The 18,080-nt window shown below is 71.6% G+C and carries 14 protein-coding genes; 7 read left to right on the forward strand and 7 right to left on the reverse strand.

Translation table 11 applies throughout. The features are described 5' to 3' along the window. The first annotated feature begins 20 nt into the window (after positions 1–20). From ACFPQ9_RS16070 to ACFPQ9_RS16085, 4 genes are read left to right on the forward strand one after another with little or no spacing between them, the layout of a single operon-like run. Positions 21–1,784, forward strand: coding sequence for an AMP-binding protein (locus ACFPQ9_RS16070; protein WP_380853214.1), 1,764 nt, complete (start codon positions 21–23; stop codon positions 1,782–1,784). After that, positions 1,777–3,108, forward strand: a complete 1,332-nt coding sequence (locus ACFPQ9_RS16075; RefSeq protein ID WP_380853216.1) for an MFS transporter — start codon at positions 1,777–1,779, stop codon at positions 3,106–3,108. The genes ACFPQ9_RS16070 and ACFPQ9_RS16075 overlap by 8 nt, the downstream gene beginning before the upstream one ends. Positions 3,109–3,125: 17 nt before the next feature. Next, positions 3,126–4,406, forward strand: a complete 1,281-nt coding sequence (locus tag ACFPQ9_RS16080; RefSeq protein ID WP_380853218.1) for an ATP-grasp domain-containing protein — start codon at positions 3,126–3,128, stop codon at positions 4,404–4,406. Beyond that, positions 4,403–5,656, forward strand: a complete 1,254-nt coding sequence (locus tag ACFPQ9_RS16085) for an ATP-grasp domain-containing protein (RefSeq protein WP_380853220.1) — start codon at positions 4,403–4,405, stop codon at positions 5,654–5,656. The genes ACFPQ9_RS16080 and ACFPQ9_RS16085 overlap by 4 nt, the downstream gene beginning before the upstream one ends. A 24-nt stretch (positions 5,657–5,680) precedes the next feature. Here ACFPQ9_RS16085 and ACFPQ9_RS16090 read toward each other — a convergent pair whose 3' ends face one another. The 3 genes from ACFPQ9_RS16090 to metX are packed head-to-tail and all read right to left on the reverse strand — an operon-like array spanning position 5,681 to position 9,527. Next, positions 5,681–6,940 carry an ATP-grasp domain-containing protein gene (locus tag ACFPQ9_RS16090; RefSeq protein WP_380853222.1) on the reverse strand — a complete coding sequence of 420 codons (1,260 nt, stop codon included), beginning with the start codon at positions 6,938–6,940 and terminating at the stop codon, positions 5,681–5,683. Then, positions 6,937–8,325 (reverse strand): O-acetylhomoserine aminocarboxypropyltransferase/cysteine synthase family protein, encoded by a 1,389-nt coding sequence (locus ACFPQ9_RS16095; RefSeq protein WP_380853224.1) that lies wholly within the window; start codon positions 8,323–8,325, stop codon positions 6,937–6,939. The genes ACFPQ9_RS16090 and ACFPQ9_RS16095 overlap by 4 nt, the downstream gene beginning before the upstream one ends. Before the next feature lie 32 nt (positions 8,326–8,357). Next, positions 8,358–9,527: a homoserine O-acetyltransferase MetX gene (gene metX, locus ACFPQ9_RS16100; protein ID WP_380853226.1), complete on the reverse strand. Its 1,170-nt coding sequence runs from the start codon at positions 9,525–9,527 to the stop codon at positions 8,358–8,360. A gap of 266 nt (positions 9,528–9,793) precedes the next feature. Between metX and ACFPQ9_RS16105 the strand changes: the two genes are divergently transcribed. The 3 genes from ACFPQ9_RS16105 to ACFPQ9_RS16115 all read left to right on the forward strand — a co-directional run bounded on the left by ACFPQ9_RS16105 (position 9,794) and on the right by ACFPQ9_RS16115 (position 12,996). Then, complete coding sequence (locus ACFPQ9_RS16105) at positions 9,794–10,846, forward strand: alkaline phosphatase family protein (RefSeq protein WP_380853228.1); 1,053 nt, start codon at positions 9,794–9,796, stop codon at positions 10,844–10,846. Between the two features lie 111 nt (positions 10,847–10,957). After that, positions 10,958–11,743: a hypothetical protein gene (locus tag ACFPQ9_RS16110; protein WP_380853230.1), complete on the forward strand. Its 786-nt coding sequence runs from the start codon at positions 10,958–10,960 to the stop codon at positions 11,741–11,743. After that, a complete protein-coding gene (locus ACFPQ9_RS16115; protein ID WP_380853232.1) occupies positions 11,740–12,996 on the forward strand; it encodes an MFS transporter in 1,257 nt (418 codons plus the stop codon). Before ACFPQ9_RS16110 ends, ACFPQ9_RS16115 begins: the two co-directional genes overlap by 4 nt. A gap of 45 nt (positions 12,997–13,041) precedes the next feature. Here ACFPQ9_RS16115 and ACFPQ9_RS16120 read toward each other — a convergent pair whose 3' ends face one another. The 4 genes from ACFPQ9_RS16120 to ACFPQ9_RS16135 form a co-directional block, all read right to left on the reverse strand. Beyond that, positions 13,042–14,295 carry an MFS transporter gene (locus tag ACFPQ9_RS16120; protein WP_380853233.1) on the reverse strand — a complete coding sequence of 418 codons (1,254 nt, stop codon included), beginning with the start codon at positions 14,293–14,295 and terminating at the stop codon, positions 13,042–13,044. A 63-nt stretch (positions 14,296–14,358) separates the two neighbouring features. Continuing rightward, the gene (locus ACFPQ9_RS16125) at positions 14,359–15,645 is read right to left on the reverse strand and encodes an ATP-grasp domain-containing protein (protein WP_380853235.1); all 1,287 of its coding nucleotides are present in this window, start codon (positions 15,643–15,645) and stop codon (positions 14,359–14,361) included. A 130-nt stretch (positions 15,646–15,775) separates the two neighbouring features. Beyond that, positions 15,776–17,245: an adenosylhomocysteinase gene (gene ahcY / locus ACFPQ9_RS16130; protein WP_380853237.1), complete on the reverse strand. Its 1,470-nt coding sequence runs from the start codon at positions 17,243–17,245 to the stop codon at positions 15,776–15,778. Between the two features lie 128 nt (positions 17,246–17,373). Beyond that, complete coding sequence (locus tag ACFPQ9_RS16135; RefSeq protein ID WP_380853239.1) at positions 17,374–18,054, reverse strand: RraA family protein; 681 nt, start codon at positions 18,052–18,054, stop codon at positions 17,374–17,376. Positions 18,055–18,080: the final 26 nt, after the last annotated feature.

The following is an 18,080-nucleotide window of genomic DNA, read 5'->3' on the forward strand; positions in this document are numbered from 1 at the left end:
CCCCCACGAGGAGTCTCACCATGACGTCCCAAACCGTCGGCGGGCCGTCGCCGGTCCCCGAGGTGCCCGCCCTCTCGACCGGGCACACCGCGTTCCGCGCCGCGCGGGACCTGCTGCTGCGGCATGCGCAGGACCCGCGGCGCGCGCGGGCGGAGTTCGCCTGGCCCCGGTTCGAGCACTTCAACTGGGCCGTGGACTGGTTCGACGTGATCGCCGCGGAGAACCGGGCGACGGCACTGCGGGTGCTGACCCCCGAGGGCGATCAGGAGGCCGACTTCGCGACACTGTCGGCCCGTTCCGATCAAGTGGCGGGCTGGCTGGCGGAGTTGGGCGTGCGGCGGGGCGACGCGGTGCTGCTTCTGCTCGACAACGGCGTCGAGGTGTGGGAGGTGCTGCTGGCGCTGATGAAGCTGCGGGCGGTCGCCGTCCCGGTCTTCACCACGCTGGACCCCGACGAGGTGCAGGAGCGGCTGCGCCGCAGCCGGGCCCGGCACCTGGTGGCCTCGGCGTCGGCCGCCGGACCGGTCGGCGGGGCCGAGGTGCCCGGTGTGCGGGTCGTGACGGGCGGCGAACTGCCCGGCTGGGAGCCCTACGAGCGCTCACGGATGCACTCCGGAGGGTGTCCGGCCCCCGGGCCGACCCCCGCGGACGAGGTGATGAGCTGCTTCTTCACGTCCGGCTCCACCGCACGTCCCAAGCTGGTCGCCCATACGCATCGCAGCTATCCGGTCGGCCACCTCACCGGCATGTTCTGGGCCGGGTTCCGGCCGGGCGACGTCCACCTCAACGTCTCCTCGCCCGGCTGGGCCAAGCACCCGTGGAGCTCCTTCTTCGCCCCGTGGAACGCCGAGGCGACGATCGTGTCGGTGGACACCCGGCACGCCGACCCGGAGTTCCTCCTCGACGCGCTCGAGCGCACCCGCGCCACCACGTTCTGCGCCCCGCCCAGCATCTGGCGGGCGCTGGTGCGGGCAGGGCTGACGGGCCGGGACATCGTGCTGCGGGAGGCGATGAGCGTGGGTGAGCCGCTCACGCAGGACATCGTGACGGCGGTCCGCGACGCCTGGGGCGTGAGCGTGCGCAACGGCTACGGACAGTCGGAGGTCACCGCGATGACCGGCGTCCTGCCCGTCGGCACCGACGACCCGCGCTCCCTGGGCAGGCCGCTGCCGGGCTGCGAGATCGTGCTGTGCCCGGTGGGCACCGAGACGCCCGGCGAGGAGGGCGAGGTCTGTCTCGACCTGACGGCGGGCGCGGCCGGTCTGATGCACGGCTACCTCGACGACGACGGGCAGCGCATCGAGCCGGCACCGGCGTCCCTGCGGCTGTACCGCACCGGTGATCTGGCCCGCCGGGAGAGCGACGGCTCGCTCACCTTCATCGGCCGTATCAAGGACGTCTTCCGCGCCGAGGACGGCACGCTGGTGGCGCCGGCCGCGCTGGAGGCGGCGTTGCTGGAGCATCCCGCGGTCCATGAGGTCGGTGTCGTCACCGTGCCGGCGACGCCCGACGCGCCCGCCGGAGCGACGACGCCTCTGGTGGCCAAGGCCCATGTGGTGCCGGCCGCCGGCTGGAACGCGGGGCCGGTGACCGCGCAGGCGCTGCTGCGGCACGCGTCCGGTGGTGCGGGCATGGCCGGTCTTTCGGTGGTGGAGTTCGCCGACGAGCTGCCCCGCACCGAGTCCGGCAAGATCTACCGCGAGGCACTGCGCGCCCAACTGCGTTCACCGCTGGTCGAGTTCACCGCGCCCGTGGGCTCCGGTGCGGCGGGAGCCCATGACTGAGCCCCGGGCGAAGGGCGACGCGCCCGTCAGCGCGTGGCGGGCGCATCCCCTCATCCGGGTGCGGCTGGCCGTGGCCTTCGTCAGCCGGTTCCTCACCTTCATGCTGACCCCCCTCATGGCGATCCTCCTCGCCACGAGCTACGGGGCCGCCACCGCCGGTCTGCTGCTGCTTGCGGTGGTCGTCGCGACCATCGCGTGCACGTTCGTCGGCGGCCATCTGTCCGACGCGCGGGGCCGGCGGCCGACCCTGCTGCTCGCGGAGGGCGGGGTGGTGGTGGCGTACGCCGGTCTGTTCCTCGCCAACTCCCCCTGGTGGGACAGTCCGGAGACCAGCTTCGCCTGTTTCCTGCTGCAGAGCTGCATGAGCGGCCTTGGCTTCCCCGCCGCCGACGCGGTGATGACCGACATCGCCACTCCCGGCACCCGGGCGGCGCTGTACACCATCAACTACTGGCTGATGAACCTGGCGTTCGCCTCCGGCGCCGCGGTCGGCGGATTCTTCTACGGCGCCCACTTCGACGCGCTGCTGCTGCTCGGCCTGGTCCTGTCCGCCGCCACCTGGGTGACCACGCTCGCCGTCCTCACCGAGACCAGACCCGAGCCGGCGGACGGCAAGCCCCCGGCCGGCAGGGGATGGCGCGACGCGCTCACCGGATACGCACGGGCCGCCGCCGACCGGGTCTTCCTGCGCCTGGTCCTGGCGGCGATCCTCATCACCTCCGTGGAACAGCAGCTCACGTACTACCTGGGTATCCATCTGGCCACCCACTTCCGCCCGCAGACCCTGCTGCACCTCGGTTCCTGGGAGGCCCGCCTCGACGGCGTAGGGATGCTGGGCCTGCTGCGCACGCTCAACACGGTGCTGGTGGTGGTCCTGGCGCTGGTCGTCGGCCGGCTGCTGCGCCAGGTGCCCGAGACGGTGCGGATGTACGTCGGGATCGGGCTGTTCATCGCCGGCTTCATGGGCATGGCCGTCACCGGCAGCGCCTGGGTACTGATCGCGATGTCGTTCACGTACACCATCGGCGAGCTGATGCACGTGCCCGTCCGGCAGGCGCTGATGGCCGATCTGGTCCATCCCGACCACCGGTCCAAGTACATGGCCCTGTACGGCCTGCGCACCCGGGCCGCCGGACTCACCGCCTCGCTCAGCGTCATCGTCGGATCGGTGGTGCCGCCCGCCGGGATGGCCCTGCTCTTCGGCGTCCTCGGCACCTGCGCGGCGCTGCTGCTGCGCACGCCGGTCCGGGTCCGGCAGGAGCGCCGGGACGCACAGGACGCCGCGGCCGTCGCGTCCGCAGTCCCTTCCCGACCCAGCCGATAGGAGATCGACGTCCCACCATGTCCATCCTCATCCTGAACCGCGGACCGCTGGCCAGGCGGCCCTATGCCGAGTGGCTGCGCGATCATCCGGACCCGCTGGTGCTGCTGGCCTCCGAGGCGTCGCTTAAGAAGACGGGTGACACCCTCCCGGAACCCGGACAGGGGTATGTGCACACCGAGTCGGTCGCCGGATACGAAGAGGGCGGCCCGCTGTTCGACCGGGCCCTGGAGCTCCACGAGACGTTCGGCTTCAAGTACGTCGTCGCCTCACAGGAACGGGATCTGGAGCTGGCCGGACGGCTGCGCGACCGGCTCGGTCTGCCCGGTCAGAGCGAGCACAGCGCCCGTGCCTTCCGCGACAAGCTCGTGATGAAGCGGCACGCCGTCGCCGGCGGCATTCCGGTCGCCCCTCACCGTCCGGTGGAAAACGCCGGGCAGTTGCGGGAGTTCGCCGCCGGACACGGCCTGCCGCTGGTGGTCAAGCCACGGGACAGCGCGGGTTCGGTGGGCGTACGCGTCCTGCGGGACACGGCCGCCGTGGAGGCGCTGATCGCCGATCCGGAGGCCTGGCGGATCAGTACCGGCGGGGTGGGAATGCTCGCCGAGGGCTTCGTCGAGGGCACGATGTACCACGTGGACGGCATCGTCCTGGACGGGCGCATCGCCGCCGCGTGGCCCTCCGTCTACCACTACCGCCTCGGCGACTTCGCGCTGACGCCGGGCCCACGGCTGGACGTGGCCCTGGACCGCGACGACCCGATGGGCAAGCGGGTCATGGACTTCACCGAGGACGTCATCCGTGCCCTGCCCACGCCGCAGCACACCACGTTCCACGCGGAGATGTTCCACACACCCGACGACCGGCTGGTGCTGTGCGAGATCGCCAGCCGCAACGGCGGCGCGCTGATCTCCGTCGTGCTGCGCACCATGTTCGGCGTGCACTTCCCCGAGGCGTGGGTGCGGGCGAGCTGCGACGCGCCGGTGCCCGTCCCGCGCGACGGCGGCCGTATGCAGCCGGCCCGGCTGGCCGGGGAGGTCACCTTCCTCAAGCGGCGCGGCCTGGTGCGGGCCATCCCGGACGAGGTGCCCTTCCCCTGGGTCACCAAGTACGAGACACCGCTGCGTCCGGGCATGTGGAGCCCGGGCCCGGCGGCCTCCGCGGACTTCATGGCCGCCATGGTCGCGTACGGCGACACGCGCGCGGAGGTGGAGAGCCGGCTGCACGAGGTGAGCCGGTGGTTCCTCGACGCACTCGACATCGACCCCGCGGCCGAGGGCCCGGAGGGGAGTGACCGGTGAGCACGATCGACCGTGTGGTGCTGCTGCTCGGCGGCAAGGACGCCACCGTCAAGAAGGCGAAGGCGCTGGGCCTCGGGGTGGTGCTGATCCAGCACCCGGAGCGGATGACCGCGTATCAGCAGGCCCTGGCCGACTGCGTCCTGGTCGACGACTACACCCAGTGGCCTACCGCGCTGCGGCTGACCGAGGAGGCGTTCCGCAGGTGGCGGCCCGAGGCGATCGTGTCCCTGACGGAGGCGGGCCTCGAACCCGCCGCGCGCCTGTGTGAGCTGTACGAGGTGCCCGGGACGCCGCTGGAGGTGGTGACCCGGCTGCGCGACAAGCAGCGGATGCGCGAGCATCTGGCGGCCTTCCCGTCGCTCGCGCTGCCGTTCGGCGCCGTGACGGACGAGGCGAGCCTGCGCGCCTTCGGCGAGCGGGCCGGCCATCCGTTCATCGTCAAGCCGCGCAACGGGGCCGCCGGACTGGGCGTGATGCGGGTGAACGGCCCCGAGGACACGGCGGAGGTGTGGCGGCGGGTGCGGGAGCTGGACGGAAGCCGCAGCGACCGCAAGTCCCGGATGTTCACACTGGACGGCTTCATGATGGAAGCGCTGGTGCCCGGGCCGGAGTTCAGCGTGGAGACGTTCAGCTTCGCGGGGCGCCACGTCGTCGTCGCCGTCACCGAGAAGACCGTGTCGGACACGCACTTCGCCGAGCTGGGGCACGCGGTGCCGGCCCGGGTCACCGAGGACGTCCACGCCCGGATCAGGGCGACCATGTCGGCGTTCCTGGACGCGATGGGGCTCACCGACGGACCCACCCACACCGAGGTGCGGCTCGGCCCCGACGGGCCGGTCGTCATCGAGTCCCACAACCGGATCGGCGGTGGCTGCATCAACGAGCTGGTGCACAGCGCCTACGGCGTCGACCTCGCCTCCCACGCGATCGGCTGGCCGCTGCGCCTGGTCCCCGAACTCCCCGACCGGCTCACGCCCATCGCCGCCGCCTGCACGCTCTTCGTCCACCGGGCACCGGGCGTGGTCACCGAAGTCGGCGGCGTCGAGGCCCTCGCGGAGCGCCCCGAGGTCCTCGCCGCGGAGATCTCGGTACGGCCCGGCGACCGGGTCCGCCCGCTGCGCGACAACTGGGACCGGCTGGGCCATCTCGCGGTGACCGCCCCGGACACCGACACGGCCCTCGCGCACTGCGCCAAGCTGATCGAGGAGGAGCTGATCCTGCGCACCCGGGCGGACGAGGCGGTGGCCTGAATACGCGGGTCGTCCCGGAGTGGCTCAGCCCTCCGGGACGATCTCCGTCTCCGCCAGGATGCGGGCGCCCAGCGCCCGCATCCTGCTCTCGCACCCGGCCCGGTCCGCGGCCCGGACCACGGTGGCCGTCAGCACGTCGCTGGAGGCCTTCGGCGCGGTGAGCAGACCGCCGGGCTCCGCGTTGGTGCGGTGCCAGGTCACCCCGCTGCTCTCCGCCACTCCGTGCGCCAACCGCCGTACCCGTCCGGGCCGTTTCATGATCAGCAGCTGTCCCGCCATGGCCTGCGGCGCGAGCCGCTCCCCGGTGAGTGCCGCGCCCGGCGCTGCGGGCAGAGCCAGTTCGGCGCGTACGGCGGCCTCGGCCGGGTCGAAGCCGTACATCGCCCGGTGCACATGCCGCAGGGCGGCGCCGGGCGGACGGCAGGCCGCCTCGCACAGGACCAGTTCGTCATCGGGCGTACGGAACACCTCGATGTGGAAGGCGTGGTGGCGCTGGCGGGGCAGGGCCGCCAGGACCCGCTCGGCGAAGTCGAGCAGCCGGGCCGTGAGCGGGTCGGAGGGGTCCAGCGACAGGTCGAGCCGTGAGCCCCGGTCCACGCGGAAGGACGCGAGCCGGAAGAGGTACTCGAACGGCCACATGGTGACGATCCGTCCGTCGAGCACCAGCCCGTCGACGTGGAACATCTCGCCCGGCACGAAGGCCTCGACCAGTTCGGCCGGCTCCCCGTCCGCCGCGGCGGCCACCGGCGCGGCGTCGTACGCCTCCGCCTCGGCCGGCTCGGACAGCACCCGCACACCGACGGATCCGGCGCCTCGGCGCGGCTTCACCACGACCGGCAGACCGTGCCGGGCGACGAAGTCCCGCAGGACACCGCCCCCGGTGAGCAGGGCCTGCGCGGCCACCGGCAGGCCCGATCGGGCCGCGACGCGTTTCATCTCCCACTTGTCGCGGAACGGGAGGACGGCCGCGGGGCGCGCGCCGGGCAGGTCGAGCGCCGCCCGGATCCGGGCGGCCCGCTCCAGGTCGCGTTCCGCACAGGCCACCACATACCCGCAGCCGAACTTGACGGCGAGTTCGAGGGCCCGTCGCTCGACGTCGGGATGGTCGTCGTAGTCGTCGAACGCCTCGACGTGCGCGTACGCCTCGTGCTCCCACGGCAGCGTCTCGCCGGGGGCGAGATGTCCGGCGGAGGCGAGCAGCACGATCCGGCCGTAGTAGCCGGCCAGCCACTCGTGGTACGGGCTGTCCGCGAGCGCGCCGCGGTGCAGCACCAGGACGGTCATACGGCGCGTCCCACGGGTACGGCCTGCGGCTCCTCGGCCGTTCCGGTACCGGCCGCTCGCAGGCCCGCGGCCAGGTCCGCCTTGAGGTCCTCGACCGCTTCGAGGCCGACGGAGAGCCGGATCAGACCGGGCGTGACGCCCGCGGCGAGCTTCTGTTCGTCGGTGAGCTGGTAGTGGGTGGTGCTGGCCGGGTGCACCACGAGGGTGCGCACATCGCCGAGGTTGGCCAGATGGCTGATCAGCTCGAGTGCGTCCACGAAGCGTGCGCCGGCCTCCATGCCGCCGGCCAGGTCGAAGGCCACGACCCCGCCGGCGCCGCGCGGAGCCAGCCGCCGGGACAACCCGTGCCAGGGGCTGGACGGCAGTCCGGGGTAGTGCACCGCGCTCACCTCGGGCCGGCTCTCCAGCCAGGCGGCGAGTTGCAGCGCGCTGTCGGCGTGCCGGGCCATGCGCAGCGACAGCGTCTCCACGCCCTGCAGGACGAGGAAGCTGTTCATCGGCGCCGCGGTCGGTCCCATGTCACGCATCAGCCGGGTGCGCAGCCGCTTGGCGAAGGCGCCGGGTCCGTACGTCGGCCAGTAGCGCAGCCCGTGGAAGCTGGCGTCGGGGTCGTTGAACTCGGGGAACCGCTCGGGGGCGGCACCGAAGTCGAAGCTGCCGCCGTCCAGCAGGACGCCGCCGATGAGGGTGCCGTGCCCGGAGAGGTACTTCGAGGTGGAGTGCACGACCAGGTCGGCGCCGTGCTCCAGCGGGCGCAGCAGATACGGCGTGAGCGCCGTGTTGTCGATCATGAGCGGGACACCGGCGGTATGCGCGATGTCGGCGATGGCCGGGATGTCGAGGAGGTTGCTGCGCGGGTTGCCGACGGTCTCGCCGAAGACGATCCGTGTCGTCGGACGGATCGCGGCGCGCCAGGCGTCCATGTCGTCCGGGTCGTCGACGAACGTGGTCTCGATGCCGTACGAGGGCAGGGTGTAGCGGAGCAGGTTGTAGCTGCCGCCGTGCAGGGCCGCGCTCGCCACCACATGGCTGCCGGTGCCGCAGACGTTGAGCAGCGAGGTGGTGATGGCCGCCTGGCCGGAGGCGAACACCACGGCCTCCAGGGCGCCTTCGAGGTCGGCGAGCCGCTTCTCCAGGGCCTCACTGGTGGGGTTCTGGACGCGCGAGTAGATGTAGCCGGGCTGTTCCAGACCGAAGACCCGGGCCGCGTGGTCGACGTCGTCGAACACGTACGAGCCGGTCTGGAAGATCGGCACGATCCTGGCGCCCGTGGTGGGGTCGGGAGCGGAGCCCGCGTGGATCTGACGGGTCTCGAAGGACCACTCCGGCCGGTGCCCGGTGCGGGCCTCGGGGTCGGTGGCGCCGTCGGCGGTGTGACTGACCATGCTGGGTTCCCTGGGGTCGTGTCGTGCGGTGCTCAGCCGAGGAGGTCGGTGAGGAAGGCGGCGACCTGCTCGGTCTCGGTGAGGAAGGCGTCGTGGCCCTGGGCGGAGCCGATCACCCGGAACTGGCGGCAGTCGGGCAGCCCTTCTGCGAGTTCACGCTGCTGCCACAGCGGGAAGAGCCGGTCGCTGGTGATGCCGGCCACGGCGGTGGGCGCCTGGATCCGGTGCAGCGCCGCCCGCACACCGCCCCGGTGCCGGCCCACGTCGTGGTTGCTCATGGCGCGGGTGAGCGTCACATAGCTGCCCGCGTCGAAGCGGCTCAGCAGCTTGTCGGCCTGGTGGTCGAGATACGACTCGACGGCGTACCGTCCCCCGTCGAGCGGGTCCTCGTCGCCCTGCGGCCGGGTCCCGAAACGCCCGTTCAGCTCGGGCGCGCTGCGGTAGGTGAGGTGGGCGATGCGCCGGGCGATGCCGAGGCCGCGGTGCGGGCCGCGGCCGGCGGGGGCGTCGTAGTAGTCGCCGCCGTGCCAGTGCGGGTCGGCGGTGATGGCGTGCACCTGGGCGGCGGAGAAGGCGATCTGGTCGGCGGACGCCACCGCCGAGCAGGCGAGCAGACCGAGCCGGGCCACCCGCTCGGGATGGTCGGCCGCCCACTCCAGGGCCCGCATCCCGCCCAGCGAGCCGCCGATCACGGCCGCCCAGCGCGAGATACCGAGGGCGTCGGCGAGCGCCGCCTCGGCACTCGCCAGATCCCGGAGCGTCACGGCGGGGAACCTGCTGCCCCAGGCCCGGCCGTCGGGGGCGGTGGAGGAGGGCCCGGTGCTGCCCTGGCAGCCGCCGAGCGCGTTGGGGACGACGATGAACCAGTGCGCGGGGTCGAGGGGCCGGCCCCTGCCGATGCAGGCGTCCCACCAGCCGGGGGTGGGGTGTCCGGAGCCCGCCGGGCCCGCCGCGTGGCTGTCGCCGGTGAGCGCGTGCAGCACGAGCACCGCATTGGAGCCGTCGGGCGCGAGGGTCCCCCAGGTCTCGAAGGCGAGGGCGACGTCGGGCAGGGTCTCGCCGGACTCCAGCTTCAGCGGTTCGGGCAGTTCGAACCAGGAGCGGCGCCCGGCCGGCTGTCCCGGCAGCCAGGCACCGGTGACCGGCCGGGTGCCGGCCCCGTGCACCGTCTCGGTCCGGCTGCGGTCGAGGGCCTGCTCCATGGTGACCTCTCTTGACGTCCTGACGTGCCGACGGCTGACAAAGGGCGGCGGTGCGAGCCGCGGTGAGCCGGTGAGGCTCGCCGTCCAGCCTTTTCCGGCCACCTGCCCGGGGTCCAGCCGGGTCGGGGTTCCTATCTCCGCAAGGCGGCAACAGGAGGGGGCCCGGGGCAGGTCGGGGCTTCGGCCGATCTTGACGTGGCCGGGCCCGGGGGTCCTAGGCTCGATGCCCCGTCCCCGTGGCCCGGCCCAGGAAGGGGTCGTCTCCGGTGCACTCCCCTCCGCCCCTGTCCGTCACCGACTTCCGTGCCGAACTCGCCGGTCTGATGGCCGCGTACGACACCCGTCATGTCGTGGTGCTCGCCCTCGACGGGGTCAACCTGAGCGCCGCGCGGGCCTGTTGGCACTCGGCGCGGACCCGGCTGATGCGTTCCGTGGCTCCGACGACGTCCTCCGCCTGCTGGCTCAGCGCCCTGTCCGGTCTGGACGTGGCCGACCACGCGGTTCCCGGCGTGGTCTTCTCCGACCCCTCCGGCGACGGCGGTCTGGTCAACTTCCTCGACCACCGGGGCCCGGACCTGACGCCCGTCTCGGACAACGTCTTCTCGGACGCGGCCCGCCTCGGCCGAGCTCCGCTGGCGGTGCTCGGCGACATGGAGCACTACGTCTGTTCCTGGCGCGACGCACTGCTGGCACACGCCAGGCCGGTCACCGGCCACCGCTTCTACACCGAACACGGCACCTACCGCCCTCGCCCGGCCGCCGAGGTGGCCGAACGGATCAGGACGGCGATCGACGAGACACTCGCCCGGCACGGCACGCGGCAGCCTTGTCTCCTCTGGTGCTACGTCGAGGTCGACCAGCATGTGCACCGGTCCGGATACGACGACCACACCACCGAAGTCCTCACCGCCCTCGGAGAGTTCGCCGCCGATCTCACCACACGCGACGTCCTGGTCGTGGCCCATGCCGATCACGGTCTGGTGCCCACCCGGCACGACCCGGCCCTCGCCGGCCTGCTCGACGACCTGGGACAACGGCACGGTTTCGCAATGGGCGGCGCCGGGCGGACCCGCTGGCTCTACCCACGGCGCGGCAGCGGCCCGGAGCTGGCCGCACGGGTGCGCGGGCAACTCCCGGACGACATCCGGGTCCTGTCCGCGGACGAGCTCCTCCGGCCCGGCTCACCCGGCCGGGCCCGGGTCGGGGACGTGCTCCTGGTGGCGGAGGGGGAGGCCTTCCTCACTGATCCGGAGTACCGCTACGACCACGGGTCCTTCGCCCCGGAGGAGACCGACACCCCCTTGTCGGTCTGGCTCTGACGGGCGGCCGCGGCGGCCCCCGCCGCCCCGACTCCCGTGTCTCACGTGGCAGTTGACGCCCTCTGCATTGTGTTGAACTCTGAGCCGAGGTCTGAACGGGGAGGTAGAACCATGAGTGCGAGCCTGACCGGCTGCCTGGAGGAAATGGATCGCCGAGGGCTCATACCGGACGGCTGCCTCGCGGTGTGCTGTGTGGGCTCGGTCGCGCGGGGATGGTCCAACGACAGCAGCGACTACGACTTCAACATCATCTCCACGACCCCCTGGACGCACGAGGGCGCCCGCAACATCCCCGTGCCGCTGACTCCGGCCGTCGTCCCCGCGTTCGTCCTGCATGTGGACGGGCGTCGCTGGGAGATCAAGTACTGGCTCGACAGCCAGGTCCGCCAGATGCTCGACAAGGTCACCTGGGAGCAGTTCGAGGCGGACAACACCACCGCCAAGGCGCTGGTGGACGCCGAGGAGTTGTTCCTGGAGCGGATGAGTACCTGTCTGACCCTCAGCGGCTCCTCCTGGGCGGAGGAGTGCAGGCGGCAGGTCGAGGCCTCCGCCTTCCGGGCCTTCGTCACGACGCGCTCGCTCGCGGAGGCCGACGCCTCCATCGAGGACGCCGTCGGACAGCTGGCGGCCCAGGATCTCGACAGCGCGGTGCTGTCCGCGCGCAAGGCACTCGGGCACACCGTGGACGCGCTGCTGGAGAGCGAGGGCAACTTCGGCTCGCGCACCCCCAAATGGCGGGCCCGCCGGTTCCGGGAGACCCAGCCCAAGGCCCTGTCGTTCGGGGAGTACTGGGCGCTGGAGACCATGCGTTCCTTCGACCCGGACGCCCCGCAGGCCTGGGTGAGCCTCGTCGTGCAGCGCTGCAAGGACCTGACGCTGGAGGTGGAGATCTCTTGACGGCGCCTCAGGACGTGCGGCCGGGCTCCTCGGCCGGCGACCGGCGGAATTCGGCGTCCGCCTTCTGGCGGTACTGGACGGCCTCCACCATCAGCAGCGTCGGCGACGCGATCACTACGGTCGCCCTGCCGCTGGTGGCCGTGACCGTCCTGCACGCGTCCAGCCTTCAGGTCAGCTTCCTGACCGCCGCACAGTACGCCGCGTGGATCGTGATCGGTCTGCCGGCCGGAGTCATCGTGCAGCGTCTGCCGCTGCGTGGCACGCAGGTCGCGATGGACCTCGTACGGGCGGTCGCCGTCCTGTCGGTGCCGGTGGCCGCCGCCTTCGACGTACTGCATCTCGCCCAGCTCGTCCTGGTGGCGCTGGTGATCGGGCTGGCCACCGTCGTCTTCGACGTGGGCAACTCCACCTTCCTGCCGTCGATCGTCAGCAAGGACGAGCTGACCGCCCGCAACAGCCTGACCTCCGCCTCGGTCTCGGCCACCCAGCTGGGCGGCCCGTCACTGGGCGGTGTGCTGGTGCAGCTGTTCGGTGGCGCCGCCAGCCTCCTCTTCGACGCCGTCAGCTATCTCACCTCCGCCGTGCTGCTGCGCAGCCTCCCGCGGCCCGCCCCCGCGAAGCAGCCCGAGCGGGGCGAGTCGACGCTGGACCTGATCAAGGAGGGCTGGCGGTACGTGGCCCGGCACCCCGCGATCCGGCCCTGCGTGGCGGCCGCGACCCTGGTCAACTTCACCTGCGGTGCCTTCATGGCACTGCTGCCCGTCTTCCTGGTGCGCACGCTCGACGCACCCGTGGCCCTGGTCGGCGTGCTGATCGCCACGGAGGGCCTCGGCAGTCTCATCGGGGCGGCGCTCACCCCCCGTCTCGCCGAGCGTCTGGGCAGCGCCCGCACCCTGCTGGTCACCACCCTGTTCGGCGCCTCGGTGGCGTTGCTGATGCCGCTGTCCACGAGCGGCTGGGGGCTGCTGCTGTTCGCGCTGGGCAACATCGGTTTCGGGGCGAGCGTGGTCGTGCTGAGCATCCTCACCCGCACGCACCGGCAGACCGTCACACCGCCCGATCTGCTGCCGCGGGTGATGGCCACGGTGCGGTTCGTGTCCTGGGGCGCGGTGCCCTTCGGCGCGCTCACGGCCGGCGCCGTGGCGACGGCGGCCGGCAACCGGGGCTCGCTGTGGCTGATCTGCGCCCTCGCGTTCCTGGCCCCCGTCGCCGTGTGGACCAGCCCGATCCGGCGGATGCGCGACCTCACCTGACCCGGCGGTGAGTTCGGTGCGAGGCCCCGTCCGGGGCCCGCACCGTCAGCCGGCCGGCCTCACGGTCTCCTGCTCGGCCGCCTCCCGCTCCCGCGCCTCCGGTTCGTCCGGACGCCAGGTGGCGGAACCCCGGCGGGCCACCAGCATCAGCACGCTCGCCACGGCCACCGCCGCGCCCGTGGCCAGCCAGGGGGTGCCGGCGGAGCGGCCGGCGGTCAGGGCCGCCCCGATCTGCGGGGCCGTGATGAACCCGACGTTGACGCCCGCGGAGTACAGGCTGACGTTGCGATGGGTGATCGACGGGTCGGAGAGATGGGTGACATAGCTCAGCAGGGCCGGGAAGACGATCATCTCCCCCGTGGTCCAGATCAGGGCGATGAGCGCCAGCAGGGGACCGCTCGACGTCAGGCCGGTCAGGGCGAAGCCCGCGGCGGTGAACACATAGCCGATCAGCAGCGAGCGCAGATGCGACATCCCTGCCATGGCCTTGTTCAGGGGCACTTCGAAGAGCACGATCGCGGCGGCGTTGACCACGAAGACCACGCTGGTCCAGTAGGCGGGCAGGCCCACGCCCTCGATGATGTAGGTGCTCAGCAGGATGGGCGGCAGCGCGTAGGCGATGTGTATGGGCAGCGCCAGGACGAACAGGGTCCAGAACCGGGACTCGTCGCGGAGTGTGGGAGAGACCAGCCGGGACGGGCCCGCCGACAGGCTGTCGTTCGCGGTGGACGACGGGCCGCGCAGACGCAGCACCACCGCCGAGGCGAGCACGCACGCGGCGTTGACGTAGAACAGCGCCTGGGGCGCCAGTGTGAACAGCACGCCGCCCACCGCCGGACCCACGCCCATGCCCAGGTTGATCGCCAGCCGGTTGCAGGAGAAGGCGACCTTGCGCTGCTCGGGCGAGGAACTGGCCACGACCTGCGAGTAGGCCGCGGGGGTGAAGATCTCGAACGCCATGCCCCACACGAGCGTGGCCACGAGCAGCGCCGGTACGCCGGAGAGCAGTGGTACGACGGTGAGGACCAGGGCATAGCCGATCGAGCCGCCGAGCATCACCGTGACCGGGCGCAGCCGGCCGAGCAGCAGGCCCGCGCCCACGTCGGCCAGCAGTGCCCCCACACCGAACGCGCCGACCACCAGGCCGACTTCACCGGCGTCGTAGCGGTTCTCGCCCAGCAGGTATGCGCCGAGGAACGGGAACGCCATCGTCCCGGCCCGGAACAGCAGGGTGCTCACAAACAGGGTGCGCAGGTCCCGGTTGAGGCCGGCGACCGTGCGGAACGTACTCATGATCATGCGCGGCGCTACTCCCCCGTATGCCGTCATTCAGAAACCGTCCGCAGGGCGGACGGGGTTCGGTCAGGAATCCGTGACCGTGAAGATCTGCTCCGTGCGCTGCCGTGCCAGTTCGTCGACCCGTGCCCGGAACGCCTTCTGGTCGCTCTCGCCCCGCTGGAAGCACTCCAGCACGCCGTCCCGTGCGAGGTAGGAGGTCTGCGGCCGGGACCAGTCGCCCACCTGTGCCGTGATGTAGAGGCCCACTTCCTCGGGCGTGAGGTCGTGGACGGGCTTCACCTCGGTGATGGTGCCCGCGGGCGCCTTGAGGAAGGCGGTGGCCGCCATGCCGGCCGGTTCGCCGGTGAGCTCCGGCACGCCGTCCAACGTGTCGGTGTAGGAGGCCATGTGCAGGTCGTAGGGGTTGAACCCGTACACCCGGGAGATCAGGTCCATGATGCCGTCGCCGCCCGGTCGGGCCGCGACCTCCACGACGCTCAACCGGTCGCCGTCGACGAGGACTTCGACATGGGCGAGGCCGTGCTCGATCTGCAGGGCGGCACAGGCGTCCAGGGCGACCTGGCGCAGGGTCTGGTTACCGGAGTCGGCGCTCGGCACCAGCTGGCCCTTCTCCGAGAAGTAGGGCGCGGGTGCCTTGGACTTGTCCGTCACGGCGACCACGGTCCGGCGACCGCGGTGGTTGAGCACCTCGACGGAGACCTCGTGGGTGGAGGAGACGTACTCCTCGGCCTGGAAGCGGCCGTCCTCGAAGCCGTAGAGCGGCGCGATCTCCAGCAGGGACTCCCGGCAGTAGACGAACGCCTCGTCGAGCTCGTCGGGGCCGTTGACCCTGATGGTGCCGACGTTGCCGGCGAAGTCGCGCGGCTTGAGCACCAGCGGGAACGTCAACTCCTTGGCTGCCTCGCGCAGTTGCGGCAGCGTGCCGAACAGGCGGTGGCGGGCGCAGGGCACGCCGGCGGCCTCGAAGGCCTCCTTCATGGCGTGCTTGTCGCGGACCCGGGCCAGGCAGTCCTCGGACAGCCGCGGCAGCCCGTAGTGGCGGGCCACGGCGACGGAGACATGCACGGTCATCTCGATGATGGGGACGACCGCGCCCGGGCGCAGGCCCGTCTCGCGCTCGAAGTCCTGAACCGCCTCGAGGGCCTGCCGCTCGTCGTAGTAGTCGGCCTTCAGCACGTGGTCGAAGAAGCGGTTGGCGGGCGCGGCGGCCGGTGTCTCGCTCATCCCGACGACCGGGCCGGGATAGGTGCGCAGCGCCGAGACGATGCCGCGTTCGCGCAGCAGGATGTCGGAGCCGAGCAGAAGCAGATAGCGGTCGTCGTTGGCACGGGCGCGCGCGAGGTCGAGCACAGGAGTTCCCCCACTCCGTCGATGACTCCCGTGGAGGGTCCACGGGTGTGTTGTTCATGGGCGTGGTGCGGTCGCGGGCGCCCGCACCCGTGGGCCGGGAGCGGACGCCCGTGACAGCGGATCGCCCGGCTCAGTACCGGTAGTGGTCCGGCTTGAAGGGGCCGCTGACCTCGACACCGATGTAGTCGGCCTGCACCTTGGTCAGCGTGGTGAGGTGGGCGTCGAGCGCCGGCAGGTGAAGCCGGGCGACCTTCTCGTCGAGGTACTTGGGCAGCGTGTAGACGTCGAGGCCGTAGACCTGGTCCGGGTCGTACAGCGAGATCTGCGCAAGGGTCTGGTTGGCGAACGAGCAGGACATCACGAAGCTCGGGTGTCCGGTCGCGTTGCCCAGGTTGAGCAGCCGCCCCTCGCTCAGCACGATGATGGAGTGGCCGTCCGGGAACGCCCACTCGTGCACCTGGGGCTTGATCTCGGTCTTGCGGATGCCCGGCACCTTGGCCAGGCCCGCCATGTCGATCTCGTTGTCGAAGTGACCGACGTTCCCGACGATGGCGTTGTGCTTCATCCCGGCCATGTGGTCGGCCATGATGATGTCGCGGTTGCCGGTGGTGGTGATGAAGATGTCGCCGGAGGAGACCACCTCGTCGAGGGTGACGACCTTCAGTCCGTCCATCGCGGCCTGGAGCGCGCAGATCGGGTCGGCCTCGGTGACCACGACCCGGGCGCCCTGTCCGCGCAGGGAGGCCACCGCGCCCTTGCCGACGTCGCCGTAGCCGCAGATCACCGCGAGCTTGCCGGCGATCATCACATCGGTGCCGCGGTTGATGCCGTCGATCAGCGAGTGGCGGATGCCGTACTTGTTGTCGAACTTGCTCTTGGTCACCGAGTCGTTGACGTTGATGCCGGTGAACAGGAGCTTGCCGTCGCGCGCGAGCCGGTAGAGGCGGTTGACGCCGTTGGTGGTCTCCTCGGTGACGCCGGTGATGAACTTCGCCATCTCCGTGTACTTGCCGGGGTTGTCGGCGAGCGAGCGGCGCAGCACGTCGAGGACGATGAGGTGTTCCTCGGCGTCCGAGGGCAGGCCCTCGGGGACTGCGGCGGCCGCCTCGTACTCGGCACCGAGGTGCACCAGCAGGGTGGCGTCACCGCCGTCGTCGACGATGGAGTTCGGGCCGGATCCGTCCGGCCAGGTCAGCAGCTGCTCGATGCACCACCAGTACTCCTCGAGCGTCTCGCCCTTCCAGGCGAAGACCGAGCTGCCCTTGGGGTCGTCCGCGCTGCCCTCGGGACCGGCCACGACGGCCGCGGCCGCGTGGTCCTGGGTGGAGAAGATGTTGCAGCTCGCCCAGCGGACGTCGGCGCCGAGCGCCGACAGGGTCTCGATGAGCACCGCTGTCTGTACGGTCATGTGCAGCGAGCCGGCAATCTTCTTGCCCGCCAGCGGCTGCTGCGGGCCGAACTCCTCGCGCAGGGCCATCAGACCGGGCATCTCGTGCTCGGCCAGCTTGATCTCCCTGCGGCCGAAGTCGGCGAGTGAGAGGTCGGCAACCTTGAAATCGGCGACCGATCCCGCACTGTCGGCGGTCAGGTCTACTGCCATGCTGTCAATCTCCTTGCCCGGTCATCGTGATGACGTGACGTCAACTGACTTCGCTGTCGACCCACTTTCGCACGTGGCACGGGCTCGAGCATGCCATCCGGCCGCAGGCGACACCACTAGTCTCTCCGTCACAGATGTCCGAACTGTCCCAAAAGTTCGTCGAGTGTGGCGCCGCCGTTCATCAGGTCACGGATGGTGCGTTCCTTGTCGAGCAGCCCCCGGGTGGCGGTCACCACGTCATCGACGGCCGCGGGCGGCACTACGGCCACCCCGTTCTCGTCGGCGACGACGATGTCCCCCGGTCGCACGGTCTCCCCGTCGATGACCACCGGCACATTGACCTGAACCGGACCCTCGGCACCAGGGGGCGCGGCGGGCGGGCAGCGGCGCGGCATCGCGGCCCGGTACCAGACCGGGAAGCCCAGGTCACGCATCTCGTCGACATCGCGCACGGCACCGTCGACGACCGCACCGGCGATGCCCGCCAGTTGAGACAAAGTCGCCATCAGGCCGCCCCACATCGCCATCCGGAGATTGCCGTGGCAGGCCAGGACCACGACGTCACCGGGCCGTGCGGTGCCGAGCACGGGCAGGATGTCGACCAGATGGTCCTCGGGCAGGTCGACGGTGAGGGCGGGCCCGATCACCCGGTGTTCCCGCACGACGGTGCTCAGGCCCCCGATCGCGGCGATCCGCGGCCCGGCGTCGGCGGCCAGGCAGCTGGGGCTGTACTCGGGCAGCAGCAGTTCGCGCAAGGCGGCCAGTTGCGCCTCGGGCGGCCGGATCAGGTCGTTGTAGACGGTCTGCATGGTGAGTGTCCTTCGTCGTCGGTGCG

This window comes from Streptomyces coerulescens, from assembly GCF_042657965.1.
GTDB classification, from domain to species: Bacteria; Actinomycetota; Actinomycetes; order Streptomycetales; family Streptomycetaceae; genus Streptomyces; species Streptomyces coerulescens.

Bases quoted from the DNA above. Each gene is read 5' to 3' on its own strand.
- metX (WP_380853226.1), bottom strand. From the start codon at position 9,527: ATGGAGCAGGCCCTCGACCGCAGCCGGACCGAGACGGTGCACGGGGCC.
- ACFPQ9_RS16080 (WP_380853218.1), top strand. From the start codon at position 3,126: ATGTCCATCCTCATCCTGAACCGCGGACCGCTGGCCAGGCGGCCCTAT.
- ahcY (WP_380853237.1), bottom strand. From the start codon at position 17,245: ATGGCAGTAGACCTGACCGCCGACAGTGCGGGATCGGTCGCCGATTTC.
- ACFPQ9_RS16075 (WP_380853216.1), top strand. From the start codon at position 1,777: ATGACTGAGCCCCGGGCGAAGGGCGACGCGCCCGTCAGCGCGTGGCGG.
- ACFPQ9_RS16135 (WP_380853239.1), bottom strand. From the start codon at position 18,054: ATGCAGACCGTCTACAACGACCTGATCCGGCCGCCCGAGGCGCAACTG.
- ACFPQ9_RS16110 (WP_380853230.1), top strand. From the start codon at position 10,958: ATGAGTGCGAGCCTGACCGGCTGCCTGGAGGAAATGGATCGCCGAGGG.
- ACFPQ9_RS16095 (WP_380853224.1), bottom strand. From the start codon at position 8,325: ATGGTCAGTCACACCGCCGACGGCGCCACCGACCCCGAGGCCCGCACC.
- ACFPQ9_RS16120 (WP_380853233.1), bottom strand. From the start codon at position 14,295: ATGATCATGAGTACGTTCCGCACGGTCGCCGGCCTCAACCGGGACCTG.
- ACFPQ9_RS16070 (WP_380853214.1), top strand. From the start codon at position 21: ATGACGTCCCAAACCGTCGGCGGGCCGTCGCCGGTCCCCGAGGTGCCC.
- ACFPQ9_RS16090 (WP_380853222.1), bottom strand. From the start codon at position 6,940: ATGACCGTCCTGGTGCTGCACCGCGGCGCGCTCGCGGACAGCCCGTAC.